Annotated in this window: 23 protein-coding genes; 4 read left to right on the forward strand and 19 right to left on the reverse strand. The window is 33.1% G+C overall.

What is annotated here, in order from left to right; all coding sequences use genetic code 11:
• Positions 1-18: 18 nt before the first annotated feature.
• The 9 genes from B5D14_RS01495 to ispD form a co-directional block, all read right to left on the reverse strand.
• Positions 19-435, reverse strand: coding sequence for a PTS sugar transporter subunit IIA (locus B5D14_RS01495; protein ID WP_078710811.1), 417 nt, complete (start codon positions 433-435; stop codon positions 19-21).
• 10 nt (positions 436-445) lie between these two features.
• Positions 446-1,528 (reverse strand): SIS domain-containing protein, encoded by a 1,083-nt coding sequence (locus B5D14_RS01500; protein WP_078710812.1) that lies wholly within the window; start codon positions 1,526-1,528, stop codon positions 446-448.
• 309 nt (positions 1,529-1,837) lie between these two features.
• The gene (locus tag B5D14_RS01505) at positions 1,838-3,058 is read right to left on the reverse strand and encodes an N-acetylglucosamine-6-phosphate deacetylase (protein ID WP_159443683.1); all 1,221 of its coding nucleotides are present in this window, start codon (positions 3,056-3,058) and stop codon (positions 1,838-1,840) included.
• Positions 3,059-3,121: 63 nt separating this feature from the next.
• Entirely contained in the window at positions 3,122-3,832 is a 711-nt protein-coding gene (locus B5D14_RS01510; protein ID WP_078710814.1) for a GntR family transcriptional regulator, read from the reverse strand.
• Between the two features lie 92 nt (positions 3,833-3,924).
• A protein-coding gene (gene prfB / locus B5D14_RS01515) for a peptide chain release factor 2 (protein WP_143254363.1) occupies positions 3,925-5,023 on the reverse strand; the annotation gives its coding sequence in 2 pieces (ribosomal slippage) (positions 3,925-4,950 and positions 4,952-5,023; 1,098 coding nt in all).
• Positions 5,023-7,371, reverse strand: a complete 2,349-nt coding sequence (secA, locus tag B5D14_RS01520) for a preprotein translocase subunit SecA (protein WP_078710816.1) — start codon at positions 7,369-7,371, stop codon at positions 5,023-5,025. Before secA ends, prfB begins: the two co-directional genes overlap by 1 nt.
• A gap of 84 nt (positions 7,372-7,455) precedes the next feature.
• Positions 7,456-8,067, reverse strand: coding sequence for a ComF family protein (locus B5D14_RS01525; RefSeq protein WP_159443684.1), 612 nt, complete (start codon positions 8,065-8,067; stop codon positions 7,456-7,458).
• Positions 8,054-9,205, reverse strand: a complete 1,152-nt coding sequence (locus tag B5D14_RS01530; protein ID WP_078710818.1) for a helicase-related protein — start codon at positions 9,203-9,205, stop codon at positions 8,054-8,056. The genes B5D14_RS01525 and B5D14_RS01530 overlap by 14 nt, the downstream gene beginning before the upstream one ends.
• A gap of 45 nt (positions 9,206-9,250) precedes the next feature.
• The gene (gene ispD, locus B5D14_RS01535) at positions 9,251-9,886 is read right to left on the reverse strand and encodes a 2-C-methyl-D-erythritol 4-phosphate cytidylyltransferase (RefSeq protein WP_078710819.1); all 636 of its coding nucleotides are present in this window, start codon (positions 9,884-9,886) and stop codon (positions 9,251-9,253) included.
• A 147-nt stretch (positions 9,887-10,033) separates the two neighbouring features.
• Here ispD and B5D14_RS01540 point away from each other — a divergent pair, with 147 nt between their 5' ends.
• From B5D14_RS01540 to B5D14_RS01555, 4 genes are all read left to right on the forward strand, one after another.
• Positions 10,034-10,540, forward strand: coding sequence for an ATP:cob(I)alamin adenosyltransferase (locus B5D14_RS01540; protein ID WP_078710820.1), 507 nt, complete (start codon positions 10,034-10,036; stop codon positions 10,538-10,540).
• Positions 10,537-13,053: a vitamin B12-dependent ribonucleotide reductase gene (locus B5D14_RS01545; RefSeq protein ID WP_078710821.1), complete on the forward strand. Its 2,517-nt coding sequence runs from the start codon at positions 10,537-10,539 to the stop codon at positions 13,051-13,053. Before B5D14_RS01540 ends, B5D14_RS01545 begins: the two co-directional genes overlap by 4 nt.
• Before the next feature lie 170 nt (positions 13,054-13,223).
• Positions 13,224-13,955 (forward strand): nitroreductase family protein, encoded by a 732-nt coding sequence (locus B5D14_RS01550; RefSeq protein ID WP_078710822.1) that lies wholly within the window; start codon positions 13,224-13,226, stop codon positions 13,953-13,955.
• Between the two features lie 45 nt (positions 13,956-14,000).
• Complete coding sequence (locus B5D14_RS01555; RefSeq protein WP_078710823.1) at positions 14,001-14,396, forward strand: hypothetical protein; 396 nt, start codon at positions 14,001-14,003, stop codon at positions 14,394-14,396.
• Positions 14,397-14,419: 23 nt separating this feature from the next.
• Here B5D14_RS01555 and B5D14_RS01560 read toward each other — a convergent pair whose 3' ends face one another.
• The 10 genes from B5D14_RS01560 to B5D14_RS01600 all read right to left on the reverse strand — a co-directional run bounded on the left by B5D14_RS01560 (position 14,420) and on the right by B5D14_RS01600 (position 21,653).
• Positions 14,420-15,334 (reverse strand): HD domain-containing phosphohydrolase, encoded by a 915-nt coding sequence (locus B5D14_RS01560; RefSeq protein WP_078710824.1) that lies wholly within the window; start codon positions 15,332-15,334, stop codon positions 14,420-14,422.
• Positions 15,335-15,600: 266 nt separating this feature from the next.
• Complete coding sequence (locus tag B5D14_RS01565) at positions 15,601-16,926, reverse strand: MATE family efflux transporter (RefSeq protein WP_078710825.1); 1,326 nt, start codon at positions 16,924-16,926, stop codon at positions 15,601-15,603.
• A gap of 67 nt (positions 16,927-16,993) precedes the next feature.
• Positions 16,994-17,662 (reverse strand): GntR family transcriptional regulator, encoded by a 669-nt coding sequence (locus tag B5D14_RS01570; RefSeq protein WP_078710826.1) that lies wholly within the window; start codon positions 17,660-17,662, stop codon positions 16,994-16,996.
• Positions 17,663-17,734: 72 nt separating this feature from the next.
• On the reverse strand, positions 17,735-18,817 hold the full coding sequence (locus B5D14_RS01575) for a DUF871 domain-containing protein (protein ID WP_078710827.1): 1,083 nt from the start codon (positions 18,815-18,817) through the stop codon (positions 17,735-17,737).
• A gap of 3 nt (positions 18,818-18,820) precedes the next feature.
• The gene (locus B5D14_RS01580; RefSeq protein ID WP_078710828.1) at positions 18,821-19,264 is read right to left on the reverse strand and encodes a DUF3284 domain-containing protein; all 444 of its coding nucleotides are present in this window, start codon (positions 19,262-19,264) and stop codon (positions 18,821-18,823) included.
• A 1-nt stretch (position 19,265) separates the two neighbouring features.
• On the reverse strand, positions 19,266-19,439 hold the full coding sequence (locus tag B5D14_RS12110) for a hypothetical protein (RefSeq protein ID WP_159443685.1): 174 nt from the start codon (positions 19,437-19,439) through the stop codon (positions 19,266-19,268).
• A 10-nt stretch (positions 19,440-19,449) separates the two neighbouring features.
• A complete protein-coding gene (locus tag B5D14_RS01585; protein ID WP_078710829.1) occupies positions 19,450-19,659 on the reverse strand; it encodes a hypothetical protein in 210 nt (69 codons plus the stop codon).
• A gap of 8 nt (positions 19,660-19,667) precedes the next feature.
• Positions 19,668-19,976 (reverse strand): PTS sugar transporter subunit IIA, encoded by a 309-nt coding sequence (locus tag B5D14_RS01590; protein WP_078710830.1) that lies wholly within the window; start codon positions 19,974-19,976, stop codon positions 19,668-19,670.
• 53 nt (positions 19,977-20,029) lie between these two features.
• Positions 20,030-21,319, reverse strand: coding sequence for a PTS sugar transporter subunit IIC (locus B5D14_RS01595; protein WP_078710831.1), 1,290 nt, complete (start codon positions 21,317-21,319; stop codon positions 20,030-20,032).
• A gap of 37 nt (positions 21,320-21,356) precedes the next feature.
• Positions 21,357-21,653, reverse strand: a complete 297-nt coding sequence (locus tag B5D14_RS01600) for a PTS sugar transporter subunit IIB (protein WP_200804729.1) — start codon at positions 21,651-21,653, stop codon at positions 21,357-21,359.
• Between the last annotated feature and the right edge of the window lie 378 nt (positions 21,654-22,031).

A 22,031-nucleotide genomic window follows, 5' to 3' on the forward strand; every position in this document is an offset into this window, starting at 1 on the left:
ATTTTTCCTCCTTTCCTTTTAAGCATTGTTGCTTTCACTAAATACATCATTGATATACAACATTGTATTTTTAGCATCTTCTAAAATGTTTCTAATATTTTCATGAATGTCGCCATCTTCAACTGCTTGCATTGCAAATGCCAACATCATTCCTAAATTTAATCCAGAGATAACATGCATCATTGGATATTCAGCCAACATGGGTGCAGCACATGCTGTTGTACTTCCTGCTGGAATATCTGTAAGTACAAGTACTGGAATATTTGCATCTACTTGATTCATATAATTCGCAATACTTTCTTTCACTTCTTCTGGTGAACTTGATACCGTAACACATAATGTATCAATCATTGAATTGTCACCCATGATAACGTTAACTGATTCTTTAATTCCTTCTGCGAAAGTACCATGCGTTATGACTAATATTTTTTTCATTTCTACCTCCCTATATGAATTTACTATTCATTTTCTTATGAAAATATGGATCACTTGGTTTGTTTGGATTAATTCCCTTACTAATTGCAATTCGATAAGCAAGAATTTGGCAAGGAACAATGTATTCAATCATCGAAAATTCTTCGCTTTCCACAAAATCAATCACCAAGTTTTTTTCTGTTTCTTCATCCATTTGACTTGTGATCAAATACTGATGACTAGTGAATTCTCCTAAATAATTTTTTAACTGAATCATGCGTTGATAGTATTTACTCTTATCTCCAAGATAGAGAAGATAACAGTTCTCATCGATTGAATGATAAATTCCATGCATAAATTCCTCTAATTCATAAAAACATGTTTGAAATCTACCACACTCAAGAATCTTCAATGCCCCCTCTTGTAAAATTCCATAATTTTTACCATAGCCAACAAGAATCATCCGTTCACATTGTTTCAAATCAAGTTCATTTCTTTTAAACCATTCATCGCTTTTGATTGCAATCGTTGTGAGATTTAGAATTGTCTTATTTAATTCAGCAGTATATTCTTCATACTCAATATTCGTTATTGTCTTTAACTCCCTTGCAGTTTCTAATGCACAACATAGTAATGTTACAAGCTCACATATGAAACTTTTACTTTTTGGTGATACATCTTCAATCCCATGATCTAAGAAAATTGTTTTATCACAATGCTTAACAACCTCTGATTCTAGTTCATTAGTTAATGCCATGGTAATCATACCGAGCGAGTTGGCTTTATCTAATGCATTAATTGTTGATGCACTACTACCTGTTGCAGAAATACCTATAAATAACCCTTTTCCCTTTACCATATAATCACCATCGATAAAGTGATTAGTTAAGGGAACTAATACTGATACTTTTAATACCTTTTCAAAAAATGTTCTTACACCTTGTGCCGAATAATTCGAAGTACCTGCACCTGTTAATACAATTGTTTCAATTTCATTGGTTTTGAATACATTGATAAAGTCAGAAGATAACTCTTTTCGATTTGAGAATACCTTTAGTGCCACCTTCTCAGACTCATAAATGTAGTCATGCATGTCCCCTAAAAATGTTTTCATATTCAATTTTCCTCTTTTGTTGGTTTTAGATTACCATATTCTTTTTTATTTGTATATACATTTCTATTAATATATATGATTATTTTTTTATTTATTAGTTTATCGAGAATAAAAAGCTTAATTTTTTTTCTCTTTGTAGTTATTAAATTCCATACCTGAGTCCATCAATTTTACAATTAAATTACTACAAAATCATTATTTAACCCTTTATATAAAGGTTTATTTTCATTTTTATAACTAATTTTCAATTTCGTTTCAGTTGTTAAAAATTAAAAAACTAGTTCCCTCGAACTAGTTTTAACTTCGTTTTTATTTATATATACATTGAGTTATTTTATGCTTTAAGATGAAGTCTTTATTTTGTAAATCTTCAATTTTTGTTGAGTTATCATAAACTAAATTACCTTCTACATAAGTACATTCCACTGTGAAATCATCATCGATAACTACAATATCTGCATAATTTCCAATTTTTAATATTCCTCTATTTTCTAGTTTATATAGGTCACAACAATTTTTGCTACTTAACTTTAATACTTCCTGTAGATCATAATCTAACTCTTGCACAAGATTCTTCAAACCATAAATCATCGGTATACTACTTCCTTGTATTTTTCCTGTTTCTGTATGAATTGAACCATCTTTGCCAACTTCGATTGTTGTTTTATCATCCGTTCCCTGATATACCCCCGCTGGTAACGCTGTATATTCAGAGTTATCTGAGATCATAATGATTTTATTTAAGTCTTTCACACTCAACATGATTTGTACCATCTCTTTACAGACATGAATAAAATCACAAATGACTTCACAGTAAACATTGTTGTTTAAAAGCCCAGCGCCTATAGCACCAACATCACGATGATGCAGCCCTGTCATTGCATTCCCTAAGTGAGTCATGACCCGAAATCCTTTTTGATCAATACACTTATTAACATTTTCGTAAAGATAATCTGTATGTGCGATAGCTAAGGTAACATCCTTATCCTTCATTACTCTTGTTACAGATTCTATGCTTTCAATTTCAGGTGATAAAGATACTAATTTTAATTGTCCTTTTCCATCATTAACCATTTTTTCTGCTATTTCTTTCGAAGGGTGTATAAAACCTTTTTTTATTCCCTTTTCCCCGACCCGATTTAACCATGGTCCCTCACTATGAATCCCCAAAATCTTTGCACCCTTTTCTTTGTTATCTTTTGCAAATGTAGCAATTGAAGCAATCTTATCAATGGAACATGTTGGAAAAACTCCAGTTACTCCATAAGCCACTAAACCCTTTAAATATCCTTGAATTGCTGTTTCGTGATCGATTGTATAGTTTTCAGATGTTCTCATCGGGTATCCCAAAAATCCATGATTGTGCGTATCAATTAAACCCGGAATTATTTTCTTTCCTCTAAAATCTACATCTATTTCACCATCGTATTGCTCACAAATATCTTGAATCATTTTATTTTCTAAAATGATATATCCGTCTATTACTCCGCTTTCCGTGTAAATTTTGTCACATCTTAGTACTGTCAACATAAAAAAACCTCCATTCATATATATAATACATTAAATGTATATATATTTAAAGAGGTTTACTTTTTATTCACCTACAACTTCACTACTAAATGAATATTCAAAACGATTAGAAATATAATATGTCTCTGTATATTCATATACTTCTTGATTTTGATTGTATCGAATGGATACACTCTTTAGTAATGCATCTTTGCCAATTTGTAATAGTTTTTGCTGATAATCGTTTGACATTGTTGCCGACATTTTTGTTTCATAGTTTGAACAAAACGTACCTTTTTTCTCTAAATATTCGTCCATAGAACCATCTAATCCAGATACCTCAAACTCACCTACAATCTTTGCTACCAAATAGGTATGAGCTAGTGCTATCGGTTTTCCATCACCTGTTCTTAGGCGAGTGAAATAGTAAAGTTCATCATCTTGATTTAAATTTAAGTATTCAGCAATAATGGGTACATCTCTGCTTGAAATCACTCGATATTCAATCAGTTTAGATCCTGCTTTCATCCCCATTTCCTTCATATCATCACTAAAACTACGCTTCGTTCTAATTGAACGAATAACAGTTCTTGGTGCTACAAAGGAACCTCTTCCAGCTACGCGATCAATATAACCTTTTTGTTTTAACATAGCCAGTGCTTTATTAACTGTAAGTCGACCAATATCAAATTTATTACTTAGTTGAAGTTCAGTCATGATTTGATCGCCAATTTTTAGTCTTCCACTCTCTATTTCATCAATAATATATTTTTCAATTATTTCATACTTTTTCATTATCTTTTTTCCTTTTGCATTTATTTATCTATATAATAGCATTTTTTATACAATTTTAGAAATCCAAGAAAAAATGAACCCTTCGGTCCATTTTATATCTGACTCTTTAAGTAGCCAAAGATGAATTCATCAATGTTTCCATCCATAACACTTGAAACATTCCCTATTTCCACACCTGTACGATGATCTTTAACAAGGGTATAAGGACAAAATACATAGGAGCGTATTTGTGATCCCCATTCAATTGCTTTATGATCACCCTTCATGGCATTTACTCTTGCTTCTTGCTCCTCAATCATGCGTTGATATAGTTTAGATTTCAACATATTTAAACAATGTTCACGGTTTTGAATTTGGCTTCTTTCAGTTTGACAAGTAACCGTAATCCCTGTAGGTTTATGAACCATGCGGACCGCTGAATCTGTTTTATTAACATGTTGTCCTCCAGCCCCACTTGCTCTCATGGTTGTAATATCCAAATCCTTTTCATCAATTGTAATTTCAATTTCATTATTGAATTGTGGCATGACATCAACAGAAGCAAACGAGGTATGACGACGTCCAGATGAATCAAAAGGAGAGATACGAACAAGACGATGAACACCTTTTTCTGCCTTTAAGTAACCATAGACCATATAACCTTCAATAAGAATACTGCAAGATTTCATCCCTGCTTCATCACCATCTTGATAATCTAAAACCGTGACTTTATATCCTTTATCCTCTGCCCATCTTGAATACATACGGAATAGCATTTGTGCCCAGTCTTGCGACTCAGTACCTCCTGCTCCTGGGTGTAGTTCAAGAATTGCATTGTTCTTATCATAAGGATGACTCAATAACACCTTAATTTCAAAGTCTTCAAATTGTTTCATTGTATCAACATATTCTTCTTCAATTACCATCATTAATTCTTCGTCATAAGTTTTTTTCATTTCTTCAACAGACTCATCAATGCTTAATAATTGTGCTTTCAAACTAGAATAAAGCGATATTAATTCCTTAATCCCATTAGTCTCTTGAATCACGACTTGTGCAGCCTTAGGATCATTCCAAAATCCCTCTTCTGCCATTTTTTCTTCATTCTTCGCTACAATTTCTTTTTTGTTAGCTAAGTCAAAGAGAATCGCCTAGTTGTATTAACTTCGTTGAAGAAGTCTCTAGGCTTTGTTTGATTTCATATAATTCCATTATTTCTTTTTCTCCTCAATTACGATACGTACGTTAAGACAGAATCCAACTATTTCTTGGGAAATACGAACCATCATGTCTTCAAACATTTCATATCCTTCTTGTACATAAGCTTGTAGTGGATTTGCTTGTGCATAAGAACGTAGTCCAATACCATCACGTAATTTCGACATCATATCAATGTGATTTACCCAAGCACGGTCGATTACTTTAAGTACCATTGTTTTTTCTATTGGTAAAATTTGTTCCTTCACTTGAGCAATCTTATCTTCATATTCTTTCCAAGCTTGTTGGCTACAAATTTCTACCAATTCCTCTACTGACTTATCTTTTAAATCACCAGCATTTAGTTTTTCTTTGAATCCCATCTTTTCTAGATTTTCAAGTATTTCTTCAACATGGATTATATCTTCTTTCCCTGTGTGATCTACATGAGAACTAATGATATTAGTGATAACGCGTTTAAACATATCCTCTACAATTGTATGTACATCTTCATTTTCAAGAATGAAATTTCTTTGTTCATAAATAATTTCACGTTGTTGTCTTAATACATCATCATATTCCAATAATGCTTTACGCGAATCAAAGTTAACACCTTCTACTCGTTTTTGTGCATTTCCAATTGATTTTGTGATTACTTTTGATTCAATCGGTACATCTCCTAATTGTGCAAACAAGCCCTCCATACGTTCACTGCCAAAACGAACCATTAGCTCATCTTGTACTGAAACATAGAAACGAGAATATCCTGGATCACCTTGACGACCAGAACGTCCACGTAATTGGTTATCAATACGGCGAGATTCATGTCTTTCAGAACCAATAACCGCAAGACCACCTATTTCACGAACACCTTCGCCAAGTTTAATATCAGTACCACGTCCTGCCATGTTTGTTGCAATTGTAACTGCACCTTTGCGTCCTGCAAATTGAATGATTTCAGCTTCACGCGCATGGTTTTTAGCATTTAAAATTTCATGTGGAATCTTACGAGATTTCAACATCTTAGAAATAAATTCTGATGTTTCTACAGCAATTGTTCCAACTAAAACAGGTTGTCCTTTTTCATGACATACTTTTACTTCTTCAACAAGTGCTTCAAACTTCGCTTTTTGTGATCCAAATACTGCATCTGGATAGTCAATACGCGCAACATCTCTATTTGTAGGGATTTCATAAACACGCATATTATAAATACTTAAGAATTCTTCTTCTTCTGTTTTTGCAGTACCCGTCATTCCTGATAGTTTGTTGTAAAGACGGAAGAAATTTTGGTAAGTAATTGTTGCAAGCGTTGTTGTTTCTTGTTTAATTGAAACTCCTTCTTTCGCTTCAATCGCTTGATGTAATCCATCCGAATATGCACGCCCTTTCATAAGACGTCCAGTATTTTGGTCAACAATTACGATTTCATCTTCTTGTACAACATATTCAACATCATTGTGCATAATATAGTTTGCACGCAATGCTTGTGATATGTGATGAACAGTTTGTGTATGTTCTAATTCATATAAGTTTTTAACTTTGAATGCTTTCTCAGCTTTAGTTACACCCTCATCTGTTAATGTAATTGCTTTTGCCTTAACGTCTATTTCATAATCTTCACCTTCAGTTAATCCCTTAACAAAACGATCAGCTTGAATATATAGATTTGCGGTTTGTTTTTGACCACCTGAAATAATTAATGGTGTACGTGATTCATCAATTAAGATTGAATCGACTTCATCAATCAGTGCAAAGTGCAATGGACGTAATACGCGATCTTCTACGCGAGTTACCATGTTATCTCTTAAGTAATCAAATCCTACTTCTGCATTGGTTGTATAAGTAATATCACACAGATAAGCAGCACGTTTTTGAGCTGGTGTAAGTTGACGTAAATTCAATCCAACTGTTAATCCTAAAAAGCGATGAATTTGACCCATCCAATTCGCATCACGCTCAGCTAGATATTCATTGACAGTAACAACATGAACACCTTTTCCTTCAAGGGCATTTAAATATACTGCCATAACTGAAGTCAGTGTTTTCCCTTCCCCAGTCTTCATTTCCGCAATATCGCCACCTTGCATAACTGCAGCACCCATTAACTGTACAAAGTATGGATATTCTCCAATTACACGTTTTGCAGCTTCACGAACTGTCGCAAAAGCTTCAGGTAAAATATCATCCAAAGATGCACCTTCTGCAAGTTTTCCTTTTAAAATATTTGTTTGGTTTTTTAGTTCCTCATCACTCATTGCGGTGTACTTATCTGCTAGAGCTTCTACAGGTCTAACCTTATTTTCTATTTCTTTAACACGTTTCTTTTCTACATTGAAAAGCTTATCAATAAAATTTGCCATAATTCCTCCGAATTCACATTTTTATGCACGATATATTATACCTTATTTACCCACTGAAAACAAACTAACTGACATGGATTTCCACTATTTTAAGTTTAAAGGGTGAATAGCAACTACAAATATCTTAATCTTACAATTATAGACAGAAAGCGCATGGAGTGCTCCTTTGATTGTATTCCCTGTTGTACACACATCATCAACCAGTAAGATTTTCTTTGGTATTGTCATATTCTCTTTACATTTAATGTTGAATTTCATTTTCTCTCGATCTTTTTTATTTAAGAACGCTTGTTTTTGTGAACTTATTTTTTCAAGGCAATCACATTGTTGTAACCCAGTATTCTCAAACATCCTCGCTACATGATGAAATCCTCTTTCCTTTACCTTCTCATTACTACTGGGCATAGGGACAAGCGTATAACCTTGATATCTCAGTGAAAACCACCAACGTTTGGTATAGAGAAAAACATCCGCCAACGCCTCATCCATACATTCCTTGTATTGAACTAAGAGTGAACTAAAAAAGTCATCATAAACATAGACATAATTCACTTTTATTTTTTGAATATAAAACTTCTTTTTACTTGTAGTTAGTGACCTTCTACACACTGGACAAATAACATCATGATTCGCTAATAAATCTAGAACTGTCGAGCCATTCTCAATCGACTTAAAGCAATACTTACACTCTTCCATTATCATTTATTTTTATGCATGTTTTGATGCAATCATCAACTAACTTTGATTTTTGCTTGGATAAGAAAAGACAATCTCCTGTTGGATAATTAAAACTTCTTCCCACTCGACCACTCATTTGTACCAAACTCGCTTCATCAAAAACAGAATTATCCGCATGAAAAACACAAACATCAACCCCTTCAATTGTTACACCTCGCTCAAGAATTGTAGTGGCAATTAGACATTGAATTTTCTTGTCTTTGAACCTTTCAATAATATCATCTTTATTTACTGTTTTACTTGTACATGAACCGACTACAAATAGGCATGATAAAAGGCGATGCATAACTTTAGACAATTGTATTGTAGGTACAAAAATAAGAAGTGAGTGTGTTGCATGTTGCTTAATCCAAAGTACTAACAATAAAAATAAAATCATTGTTGGTGCAACAATTAATTTAGGTACAGGTAAGTCTTTATTATGAGGTCTACGATAAAGTTTTAAATGCGTTAATTCATCGTTTTGAATTCTTCTTTTTATTGTTTGGTCTGGTGTTGCTGTTAAGTAAACCATTTGTCCTATACAACTTGTTTTCACAATGCCTTCCAATACAACATTCCCTTTGTATGGAAAAGCATCAGGTTCATCCAGTATCACCAGATCAAATGACTTCGGATAGCGATACAATTGATGCGTTGTACACACAATTAAATCACCAACTAAATCCTGAGTATATCCTTGGCATACCGCAATCACTTTAGCATGGTTGAAAATCGCCTTTAGTCGTGCATACAAATCCAACACAACCTGTCTTCTTGCCACTGCAAAGACAACTCTTTTCTTATTTTTCAAATAATAACTTATACTCTGTAAAACCAGTTCCGTTTTACCTCCTCCACACAATGCATCTATGAACACATCTTTTCCATTCATTAAACTTTGTAGACACTTGAGTGATACTTCTTTTTGCTTTGGCGTTAAAGGGTATTTTAGTGTATATTCATCTGCATTCTCTTTGATTTCCACTTTCCCGTTTTCTTGTATTTCCTCCTCAATCAATTGCCTTTTAAATTGAATACAGCGTCTACAAATCCAACCCCGACTTGATTTATAAAAATACTTTTTATCTTTGTTTCGACACCTTGGACATTGCATAAAAAAACTCCTTCATATTCTTATATGAACGAGTTATCTTTTCTCCTATTCAATATCTTCTGGTGTTGTAATTTTGATGTTTTTGTAGTCACCCTCTACTACTGCTATCTTTACATCACTGTATTTTTCTACTAAGGATGCATCATCTGTTCCCAAAAACTTATCTTTAAAGGCTTTTTGGTAACATTCTATCAATAATTTTGTTTTAAATGCTTGTGGTGTTTGGGCATGCATTAGCTTGGCACGGTCAAGCGTCTTCGCTATAACGCCATTTTCTACTACTTTGATTGTATCCTTACAAGGTACCATAAGTAGTGCTGCCTCGTTATTTTCCATAGCCTGTGTTAATTTTTTAAGAGATTCTATTGTCACAAAGGGTCTAGCTCCGTCATGAACAAATACAACTTCCTCTTTTGCTGCACAAAGGCCATTATATACGCTTTCTTGACGAGTTTCTCCACCTTTTACAATCACAATTTTCCCTGAATATCGGTTTGTATGTGTTTTATAATCTTCACCTTCAGTAACCACAATGATTTGATTACATAATGGGTCATTTTCAAACTTTTTCATGGTTTGTTCAAGGATTGTGATCCCATTTAACGGATAATATACCTTATTATAGCCTAAATTCATACGTGACCCTCTTCCAGCAGCCACAATGATAACTGAATATTTCATTTGAAATCCCTCTAACTTTTTTTACATCATACACTAAAAACTTTACTTACTCAATATTTTAAGTTTCTAGGAAGAAAGTTAAGTTTTTCTATTCAAAACCCAGTAATTTTATCGTATAATTAGATTAGCTTTTTGAGGAGGATTTATATGAAGGTATCTACCAAGAGAGGCGATACCGGTACAACGAGTATCTTTGATCACCGCGTTAGCAAATCTAGTCTAGTTATCGAAGTTTTGGGTGAACTGGACTCATGTATTGCGGAATGCATCCTACTCAGCGCAAAATGGGATTCCGAGTCCTCTACATCAAAAAAAATTGTAGAGGATTTAAATTGTATATGTGCAATCATTGCCGGTTATCGTCCAGCATCACTATTTACTGACGACAAAACAGAGTGGCTAGAAAAGACAATGGATCAAGATTCTATCACCGATTCCTTTCACTTTGTTTACCCTTTCGATAATGAAAAGGCAGCAGCAATGAATCATTTGCGAACAACTGTACGAAGAGTTGAAAGAGTTTTGTGCCAACTAATTCAGGAACAAGAAGTTCCACCATCCATCTTGCGATATATCAATCGCTTAAGTGACTTTTGGTTCATCTTAGGTTGTAGAGAATATTTCGAGAATACTACAAAGGAGAATGTATTATGACTTATAGCAAAGAAACAATCCAAAAACTAAATCAAGACATTGAGGCTTATTTTCCTCATCTTACAAAGATTGAGTCTGATTTTCACACAATTCACAGTGGTGTATCACGTCTTGTTATGTTAGATCGATATTCACAAAAAGATAGAGAACTCATTTCTCTTGGTGTTGGTGATATTGTTTTAACTGTCATTAAAGAAGATCCTAAGTATCCTGCAAGAGGAGTAGGTATTATCAAATCAATTGATCATGCTAATGAAACTGTTGTGATTGAAATTGAAGAAGAATTTAGAGGAACTCTTGAAGATGAAAAAGAATCTCAAACAGGTCTTGTAAAACGTACATTCTTCCAAATTGATAAACCATTAGAAATATTTTATGAACAAATCGCAAAACGTGTTGGTTTTGCTTTAGCTAATCCTGAAAAAGATGATGCTACTCGTCAAAAATATGGACAATTGTTTTATGAACAATTAAAAGACTTAAATACAATACCAGCAGGACGTGTTTTATATGGTGCTGGAAGTGGAACACAAGTAACTTACTTTAACTGCTTCGTTATGCCATTTGTAAAAGACAGTCGTGGTGGAATTGCCGATCATAGAAAAGAAGTTATGGAAATCATGAGCCGTGGTGGTGGAGTGGGAACCAATGGTTCAACACTACGTCCAAAATCTGCACCTGCTAAAGGTGTAGGTGGTAAATCAAGTGGTGCTGTATCATGGCTAAATGATATTGCGAATCTAACTAATTTAGTTGAGCAAGGTGGTAGTCGTCGTGGAGCACAAATGATTATGCTTGCTGATTGGCATCCTGATATTTATGAATTCATCATTTCTAAGATGCAAAATCCAAGAGTATTAAAATGGTTAAGCGAAAATTCAAATGACGAACAAATTCGTGAGTTAGCTCATCGCAAACTTAAATTTACACCTCTCTCTCGTTTAGAGAAAGAAATGTATGAAAGTTTAGTTGATTCAAAAACAACGCCTGAACATATCAAAGATCATGCACGTGAAGTTTTATTAGACGGCGGTAGTTTAGAAGTACAAAACTCTGAATTCTTAACAGGTGCAAATATTTCTGTAACATTGACAAAAGAATTTATGAAAGCTGTTGAAGAAGATGGAACATTTGATTTACGTTTCCCAGATCTTCAAATCTATAACGAAGAACAAAAAACTGCTTATGATGAAAAATGGCATGATGTTGGTGATGTACGTGAATGGGCTGAGATGGGCTATCCTGTTAAAACATATCGTACTATCAAAGCACGTGACTTATGGGATTTAATTTGTTTCTGTGCTACTTATTCTGCAGAACCTGGAATCTTCTTCATCGATAATGCTAACGATATGACAAACGCAAAAACATATGGTCAAAAAGTAGTTGCTACAAATCCTTGTGGCGAACAACCTCTAGCTCCATATTCTGTATGTAACTTAGCTGCAGTAAACCTTGCTAATTTTGTTAATAAAAATACTGGTGAAATCTTATTCGAAAAACTCGCTAACACTGTATCACTTACAGTACGTATGCAAGACAATGTAATTGATGATACACCTTACTTCTTAGAAGCAAACAAAAATCAAGCACTAGGTGAAAGACGTGTAGGTCTTGGTATTATGGGATTACATGATTTACTCATTTGGGCTAGAAAACGTTATGGCTCACCTGAATCGATTGAAACAATTAATTCAGTATTCAAATGTATTTCAGAGAGTGCTTATAGAACTTCTGTTGAATTAGCTAAAGAAAAAGGATCATTCCCATTCTTTACAAAGGGAGAAGATTTCATTCAATCTGGATATATGAAACTAATGGACGAAAGTATTCGCCAAGATATTGTTAAGTATGGTATCCGTAACTCTCACTTACTAACTATCGCTCCTACAGGATCAACTGGAACAATGGTTGGTGTATCAACTGGTCTTGAACCATACTTCAGCTTTAGTTACTTCCGTTCTGGACGTTTAGGTAAATTCATTGAAGTTAATGCTGCAATCGTTGATCAATGGTTAGCACTTAACCCTGGATATAGCCGTGATTCTTTACCTGATTACTTCGTAAGTGCTATGCAACTTTCTCCTGAAGAACACGCTGATACACAATGTGCGATTCAACATTGGATCGATTCATCAATCTCTAAGACAGTCAATGCACCTCGTGGCTTCTCTGTAAGACAAGTACAACGCATTTATGAACGTTTATTCAATGGTGGTGCAAAAGGTGGAACTGTTTATGTAGATGGTTCTCGTGATTCTCAAGTATTAAGTCTTACAAATGATGAAGATACTGCATGGGATCAAATGAGTATTACAAAAGACTTTGGTGTTGATGTAAGAAAACAACAAGAAGAAGAAAAGAAAACTGATTTAAGAGCGGATCGTCAAGATAGAAACATTGGTGTTGAAGTTGGAGACATCTGTCCTATCTGCTTAGAAGGTATCGTAGAGGAAATTGGTGGATGCAATACTTGCACAAACTGTAATGCTCAACTAAAATGTGGATTATAAAATAAAAAGAGACTCTGTCTCTTTTTTATTTGAATAAACATGCGATATCTTTGATGAAGTTTAAGAAGAATGCTAGAATAGAAACAGTATTACTTGTTAATTACTAAGAACTAGAAATTCTTAAAATGGTTTAATCACAATCATTTTTCTTGAAAGGATGTAATGAAATTATGAACAATACAACAGATTTATTATTAAGCAGAGCTTCATGTAGAAAATTTAGTGATACTCCAATTACCAACGAAGATATGAATGCAATCATACAATGCGCAAAACAAGCACCTAGCGCAGGAAACATGCAAATGTACACAATCCTTAACATTACCGATAAAGAATTAAAAGAAAGATTAAGTGTTACGTGTGATAATCAACCCTTCATTAAAGATGCTAGTCACATTCTAATCTTTTGTAATGACATGAGCAAATGGGATCGTGCTTTTACCTTGTTTGGTGCAAAACAAGAAGGCGACAAATCAATTGATGAAGCTGATTTTATTCTTAGTATGCAAGACGCAATCATCGCTGCGCAAAATGCAGTTATTGCTGCACAAAGTATGGGAATAGGAACATGCTACATCGGCGATATTATGGAAAATTTAGAAATTCACCAAGAGTTATTACATCTTCCTAAATACGTATTCCCTTGTTGCATGCTTGTGTTAGGTTATTTTCCAGATGCACCTATTATTCCACCACACAATCGTTATACAAACAAATACATTGTTTGTGAAAACACCTACAAGGAATTAACTGATGAAGAAATTGGTGAAATGTTTAGTATTGGGACACATGAAGAAACAGTTAGTTGGATGAAACGTTTCTACGATCGAAAAATTAATTCTGATTTCTTTAAAGAAATGGGACGATCATTAAATAAAGCAATATCTGAGTGGAAGAAGTAGTCAACTACTTCTTTTCTATTTATAATGAATACAAGAGGTGACATGATGAAATTTGACAAATATTCTTATTATCTAGGTATGACTTTTGCATTTGTAGAGTGTGTCAGTAATGATGCAAAGGAAGTAGCGCTTACCCATCCTCTATCCAATGAAGAATTTAAAGTGTTAAAAGAATACAATGAAAAAATTGTATTTGAAAATCAACTTCATTTATACTGGGATACGATACATAATAAAACAATAGGTGTTATTTATAAATACGAAGAAAGCATAATTAAATATGTAGCACTTCGTAAGCATTTCAATGTAATTGATAATTTCGATAAGTTTAAAGATTTATTAGGTTATAATATCGTATCAAAAATGAATGAATACACTAAAATTGAAACCAATATAATTCAAAGTGAAGACTGGCTATTGGCACATAATAATCAACAATAATTAATCGCAATTCTATAAGAGCACTAATTTATCTCTTTATCTAAATCAAGAAGATATTTTTCTAATGCATCAATAACAATAGAATCAAATTGTATATCTTGACATCTCCGCAGTTCAGCAAGAGCATTTTTAGTTGTCATCCCAACACGATAAGGTCGTGTTACAACCATTGCATCATAGGCATCTGCTACACAAATAATGCGTGCAGCTAAACTTATTTCATCTCCTTTTAACCCCTGTGGATATCCTTTTCCATCCAATCGTTCATGATGATCAAACGCAATCTTTGCGACTTCAGGTCCATAATATTCTAATATCATTTCATAAGTGTGACGACTATGAGTTTTCATTACTTCATACTCATCATCTGTAAGTTTTTCAGGTTTGAGTAATATTTCTACTGGAATTCTTGCTTTTCCAACATCATGAAATTTTGCAGCATAAAAAAGATTAAGCAATTGACTTTGATCAAACTCAAGATAATAAGCAATACCCATTGTCAAATTCTTAACGCGTTCGCAATGAGAAAGGGTATCACCATCTACATTTTGTAATTGGAAAAGAATTTCATTTAGGTGTGTTACAGATTCTTCAAATTCACCAAAACAAGGAGTCTTACGAATACTTAATAATTCAACATCATCTATTGCTTTAAATAGATGATTGCGTTCTAGTTTTTGATAACAAAATGTATCCCCTGGAGAAAGTAAAACTTTTTCTTTAACATCAAATATTTCAAGTCTTCCTTTGATGATATAATTAAATTCAAACTCTTCAGTATCCATAGTATAAAAACAACCCACCGTTCCCTTAGGAAAAACATCATGTGTTACTTCAAAGGATGGATCATTATATATTAAATGAGTCATATTCCCACCTGAAAATTCTGTTCCAGCGTGCATATATGATCCAGCTCTATTTATCAAAATATCTTGCATAGTAAATTCTCCTAATTATTATTTCTGTTTATACATTTCATAATTTAAAATAAAAAATGATTCTTAACAATATAAAAATCAGCAATTAAACATCACTATGATTACCCTAGTTATATAGTATACTTTTAAAAGTATCTTTGCAAATAATTAACTGGATTAATGAGCAAAATAATACATTAATTCTTTATTTATTTCTAACATCATTAATTTATGAAATTTAATAAAAAAAATTAGTAATTAATTGCTACCTTACTAATTTTTTTATTTTATACAATTCCTTTTGTTAGCCAAGTTTTTCCTCGATATCTAAAATAGAAGAACGCTGATCGAATAACCCAGTCACACATCATTGCAAGCCATACACCAACTAATCCTAGTTCAAAGGTTAGACCAAATAAATAACTTAGTCCTATACGACATGCCCACATCGTAATGATTGAAGTTACCATGGTGTACTTTACATCTCCAGCAGCACGTAATGCATTCGGTAATCCAAAAGCTGGTACTGCAAAGATCATAGCTCCTATACAATACATCGTCATAATCTCTAATGTTAATTCAAAGGTTGGTAATGATAAATTATAAATACTTAAAATTGGTTTTAATAATAAAATCATGACCACATTTAATGCAATAATTCCAATATAACTAAGTTTCATTAATAGTTTAGTATAGTGACGTGCTTGTTCAAATTCTTTAGCACCAATGCATCTACCTACTACCGTAATCATCGCTAATCCAATCGCCATTTCTGGAATTGTTGCCAAATTTGATAAATTATTTCCTACAGCATTCGCTGTGATCGATATTGTACCAAATGACGCAATAAGTCCTGCTGTTAATAACTTACCCACATGGAACATACCATTTTCTAATCCAGAAGGAATTCCGATTAAAAATATCTTTTTGATAATTTGCATGTTAGGACGATAAGATCTAAAGGTATCAATTTTCACTTCCGTTTCTTGATGTGTAATATTATAAATCATGATAAATGCACCGATAATCATTGATCCTGTTGTTGCGATTGCTGCCCCTGCAACACCCATATTGAATCCATAAATCAAGATTGCATTACCAATTACATTGATTGCATTCATTAATAACGAACATTTTAATGATAACTTTGCATTCCCAATCGCTCTAAATAATGCAGCTCCTGCATTAAATAAAGAAATGAATGGATATCCAATTGCAGTAATCAAGAAATATGTTTTTGCACTTTCAAAAACTTCTGGATCAAGATTACCAAAAATCATATGAATCAAATTAATTCTAAATGTAATACATAGTGCTGAAATAATAATCGCAATAAATACAGTTGCAAATACAAGTTGTTTTGAACTTTTCTTTGCACTTTCTAAATCCTTTTTCCCCAAATATTGACTTACTACAACTGAGCCTCCCACAGCTAATGCCGCAAACAATTGAAGTAGTAATACGTTGATTCCATCGATTAATGATACACCAGATACCGCTGCCTCAGAACATGAAGCTACCATGACCGTATCTGCCATTCCCATTAATACCGCAAGTATTTGTTCAAATATTAATGGAATTATTAATTTTCTCAAGTCTCTCTTACTAAACATATTCTCCCCACATTCATGATTGATATTATAACCCTTTAGGCAAAAAAAAAGAAGAACGAATTCTTCTTTAAATTGTTATTTCAATGCTTTTTGCTTCTGGATTAAGATAAGATTCAATATAAGCATAGATTCTTCCATTTTTTGTATTGATTTTGCTTTGAACACAAATGATAGGTGTGTTAATTTTTACATTCAATAAATTCGCAAATTTCACCGGAACAATCATTGGGACGAATACTTGATTTACAGAACCTGTTTCAATTTTTGCACTAAACTCCAAAATATTAAGAATGTTGTTCATCACAGAATCATCTATCATTAAGCGAACAATATAAATCTGATCTAAACTCTCTGGTTGACCGTTTTGTAAATTTAAACGTACAATACGAACAAATTGATCATGTGTTGATATTTCGAGTTTTTGTGCTACTTCTCTATTTTCATCTTTTACATCAAAATAAATTATTTTGTAATCACACTCTAAATCAAATGAATTTAAAGCATGGCTATCTGTCTTTTTATGCAACTTACTATCCGCTACAAAAGTACCAATATTTTGTACACGATATAAGACTCCTTCTTCAACTAGAAGATCAATTGCTTTTCGTACTGTCATACGACTCGCATTGTATTTTTTCTCTAATTCTCTCTCTGAAAGAATTGGCGTATTTGGAGCTTGATTACGTATTTCATCACGGATTAATTCCATAATTTTTTGATATATTGGTATTGTCATAATCATATCCTCCTTCTACCTTTAAAATAATAACAACTTTTTCAAACTTTTCAATAGGAAAAGCCTTTAGCATTATCTAATTAACGCAAAAGGCTTCCATGGTTCAATAAATTCTAGTAAGATTTTTTCTTCTTCTAATACTTTACCAACTAAATTAATGTTCCCTGTATTTGGCATATCTTTTAGAATAAGATGTAATTCCCCTTTATAACGTCCATACTTTTCATTTAGGATACAGACATCACCTCGATGCAATACCTCTGGTGTTGTCCCTTGTGGTATAACCGCATCTTTGTAGTCAATTCTACTCATGGTACTTCTTGCCATATATTCACTCATATCACCACGGACATAATGCGGGTAATTAAATAGTATTTCTTTTTCTACTTCTGTTACTTGTTGATTTAATTCAATCTTAATTGTAAGCTTTCCTGGATGAATTTGGTTTACTTGTTTAAGTTCCTCTTCACTAGCATAACAATTCGCTATTAGTATATCATCTACAAGCCCTGTTGCATATAAATGTCGTACTTGAAGATCAATAGGTAAATCACGGTGCATTTCTAATGTGCATAATCCATCATTCACTGGCCAAGGTCCAAATGCATTCTTTTCTTGACTTGACACAAATGCAGCAACTTTTAGATTGTTTTCTTTAATTGCACTTGATGTCTTCTTAAATAATTCATAACTCAATCCTGTATAGCGTTGTGGATAGAAATTATGGCAGGTAATTAAATGATCACGATAAGGTTTATAACTTAGAATATTATCGATAAACTTTGTATCCTGTGAGGCATTTACTTCTATTTTTAATCGTTGAGGATTTACAGTCATTAATGCTTCTTTTTGTCCATTAAATCCTTCGTCGAGTCGTATTCCATCTGCATATAAATCTTTAAAAAATGTTAAATCATCATAACTACAATGATTGGCTTCAAATACACTAGGTGCAACATCAAGGATTACTTCAAATCCTTTTTCATGGGCGTATTTGTTTAATTCTTTGAACTTCTGTAAATCTTCTTCACTGACACTTAGTAAATTTGTGAAGAGCCTTGAATATCCATATTTTGCTGCAAGGTCAATGTACTCTTTATCTTTTTTCATGTCTTTTGATACATCTGGATATAATGAAATACCAAGTCTAGGCATATGTTATTCTCCTTTTAATACATGATCCTCAATTGCATTGAGTAAGTAATGTATTCTTCTCTTACTTCTTCCTTTATAAAATACTCTCATAAGTTTATGATTCAATTTCTTCATTGTATCTTTACCTACAAAATCTTCTTCATAGGTTACTAAACATTCATTTTCATTTAAATCCTTTGCACTATATCTTATTGTATTTCTCCCTTGAGTTGAATCAAAAGTAGCTTCATACTCAAATGGTGATTTTTCTAACTTTGTAATTTCGACTGTTACATGGTCTGTTTGTTTCATTTGGGTTGTTAATGGTTTTTTATAGGTTATTCCTGCACGAATATGATCTTTATCTACATTTACTTGTCCATATTCTTTAAGTTCATATTGAATTGAATTGAGGATGTGTTGAGAAAATTGGTTAGCACTAATTTTTAATTGTTGTTGAATTTGCATACTAAGCCCTTCTTTCTTTCTTCATTTTCCTGTTTTTGTAGATAACCATGCCTATACCTACAACTACATAAAATAGCCCACTAAATATCATCATTAAGTTGACTGGTGTTGTGGTTGCTGAAAGAGTAATTAATAATAAACCTAATGTGCAAACTGCTAAACCCCATTTTTCCATTTTCTTATCCTCACTTTATTACTTGAAAATATAACGACTTTCCTAACTCACTATTTTTAATAATTGATTTCGCAAGTTCTACTGCTGAGTCATCATCCGTTGTTGCTTCAAAGGATAGTTTTAATCCAGTTTTCCCTTTGAATTCAAACTTTACATCACCTGGATAACTCTCTAATAATTTTATCACTTGTTCATGTTGAGCACAATTTACATAAATCACGATAATCCCTACTTTCTACTTTGATAAATTTCAATTAATTCTTGTGCAATAATCTTGAATCCTTCAGCACTCATCAGTTGATCTTCAGCATGTACAAGTAATAGATTAATGGATGTAATTTCTCCATTTGCTTCTTTTTGAATTAATTCTGCATGTGCATGATGTCCTTCTAAGAAAAGTTGACTTCCTTCTTCCATTTTCTTAGTCGCTTCTTCAAAATCGCCTTTTTTAGCTTCTTGAATCGCTTCAATATACAATGATCTAGCTGTTCCAACAGTTGAAATAATTTGAAATGCAAGTAGTTCTAATCCTTCCATAAAACCTCCTATTTTAAAATGAGAGAGGGGTTTTCACCCCTCATAATTGTTTATTATTCTTGAGATGGTTTGATTGTATTCGCAACTTTAACGAAGATTGACCATAAGAAGATTGCAATAACTAAATTCAATAAAGCAACTCCTGCTGCGACGATATTTCCACCTGTTGCTAAGAATGCATAGAATACTGGTGGAACAATCCAAGGTACTTGAATAAACACTGGTGGGATAATTCCAAATTGAGTAAATAAATATGCAATGGTTACTAAGATTGGAGTAATGATTAACCAAGGTATTAAATAAACTGCATTCAATACGATTGGAAGTCCAAATGCTACTGGTTCATTGATATTGAAGATACCCATTGGTGCAGAAACTTTTGCAACTGCTTTTTCATCTTCACGTTTAGAGAAAATTAATAGCGCGATAACTAGTGCAATTGTACATCCTGCTCCACCCATCCATGCAAATGCATCAAATGATCCACGTGTCCATAAGTATGGAAGTTTATCTACTGCAGTTCCAGCCATATAAGCTGTATTGTTTTCTAGTAATGCAGTTAACCATGCACCATCTAATACTGGTGCCAATACGTTTGTACCATGTAATCCAAAGAACCAGAATAATTGTACAACGAATGTAAGAATTAATACTGCTGGTAAACCTTGAACTAAATTAATGAATGGTCCTTGAATCACTTTGAATACCCAGTCATTAAATGCCATTCCAACAAATGTTGAGAATAGATAAGCAACAATACCGAATATATAAATTGCGATTGTTCCTGGAATGATTGCTGCAAATGCTTTTGATACAGCTGGTGGAACAACATCTGGCATTTTGATGATAATATTCTTTTTCATTAAGAATACATAAATCATTGTAGCTACTAAACCGATAAATAATGCTGAGAATAGAGCACTAGCTCCAAATTCTCCCCAGTGGAAATAACCCCAACCTGCATCTACTTGAGATTGACGAGTTGTTACGAGAAATGCAGATAATGCTACAAGTCCTCCACCTAATGGGTTCACATCATAACTCTTTGATAAGTTATATCCAAGTGCAATTACAAATGCAATTGCTAAGATAACAGTAGTTCCCCACCATACATTTCCGTTAACACCAATCACTGGCGCCATTGCAGTAACGAAATCTGTCATCTTCCACATATTTGGTAAATCACGAACAAATACATTAATTAATGAAGCAATAGCCCCTGCCATTGTAATTGGCATAATAGAAATGAATGCATCTCTAACTGCTACTAAATGGCGTTGAGAACCAATTTTTGCTGCAATTGGAACAAAATTACGTTCCATCCAATTTACTAAACCGTTCATTTTATCCTCCTTGAAATTTAGTTATGTTGAACAATAGCTATTTTATAAGTGCTATTGCATCAGCCAATATTTTTTTACCATCCATACGACCATAGCTAGCCATATCAATTGTTGCTACTGGTTTGTTTGGATCAAGTGCTTGAATGCGAGATAAAGCAAATCTGATTTGTGGCCCTATTAGAATGACATCAGCAATCGCAACATTTTCTTTCGCTTGTGCTTCACCTACTGCCCAAATCTCTGCGTCAATGTTTTGCTCTGTTGCAGCATCTTGCATTTTCTTTACAATTGCGCTTGTACTCATCCCTGCACAACAAATTAAACAAATTTTCATGATTTCCCCTTTCTAGCCTTTTTGCTCGGTATATACCAAAAATACCCTTTATTTATGCCGGTATATACCACTTACACTCTCAATATAATCTATGAGAGAATAAAATGCAAGCGTTTTCTTTAACTTTTTTACTAAATGTTTACAAGGAGTAAAAAGTTTACTATTATCTTTTATAGCCAAAAATATTATACTGTATTTTGTCATAAATATAACTTTTCATCTAACCAAAAGCGAAAGAAACAATACCAAATTACTACTTATATTTCAGTATCTACCCCTTCCTTTAGACGCTAAATCTCAATTTATTTAACTAAAAGTACTCATTTTCTCTTAAAATTCTCTATTGCTACGAGGTTATTCTTAGTTTCATATCCCAGG

Source organism: Anaerorhabdus furcosa (assembly GCF_900167375.1).
Classification (GTDB): domain Bacteria; phylum Bacillota_I; class Bacilli_A; order Erysipelotrichales; family Erysipelotrichaceae; genus Anaerorhabdus; species Anaerorhabdus furcosa.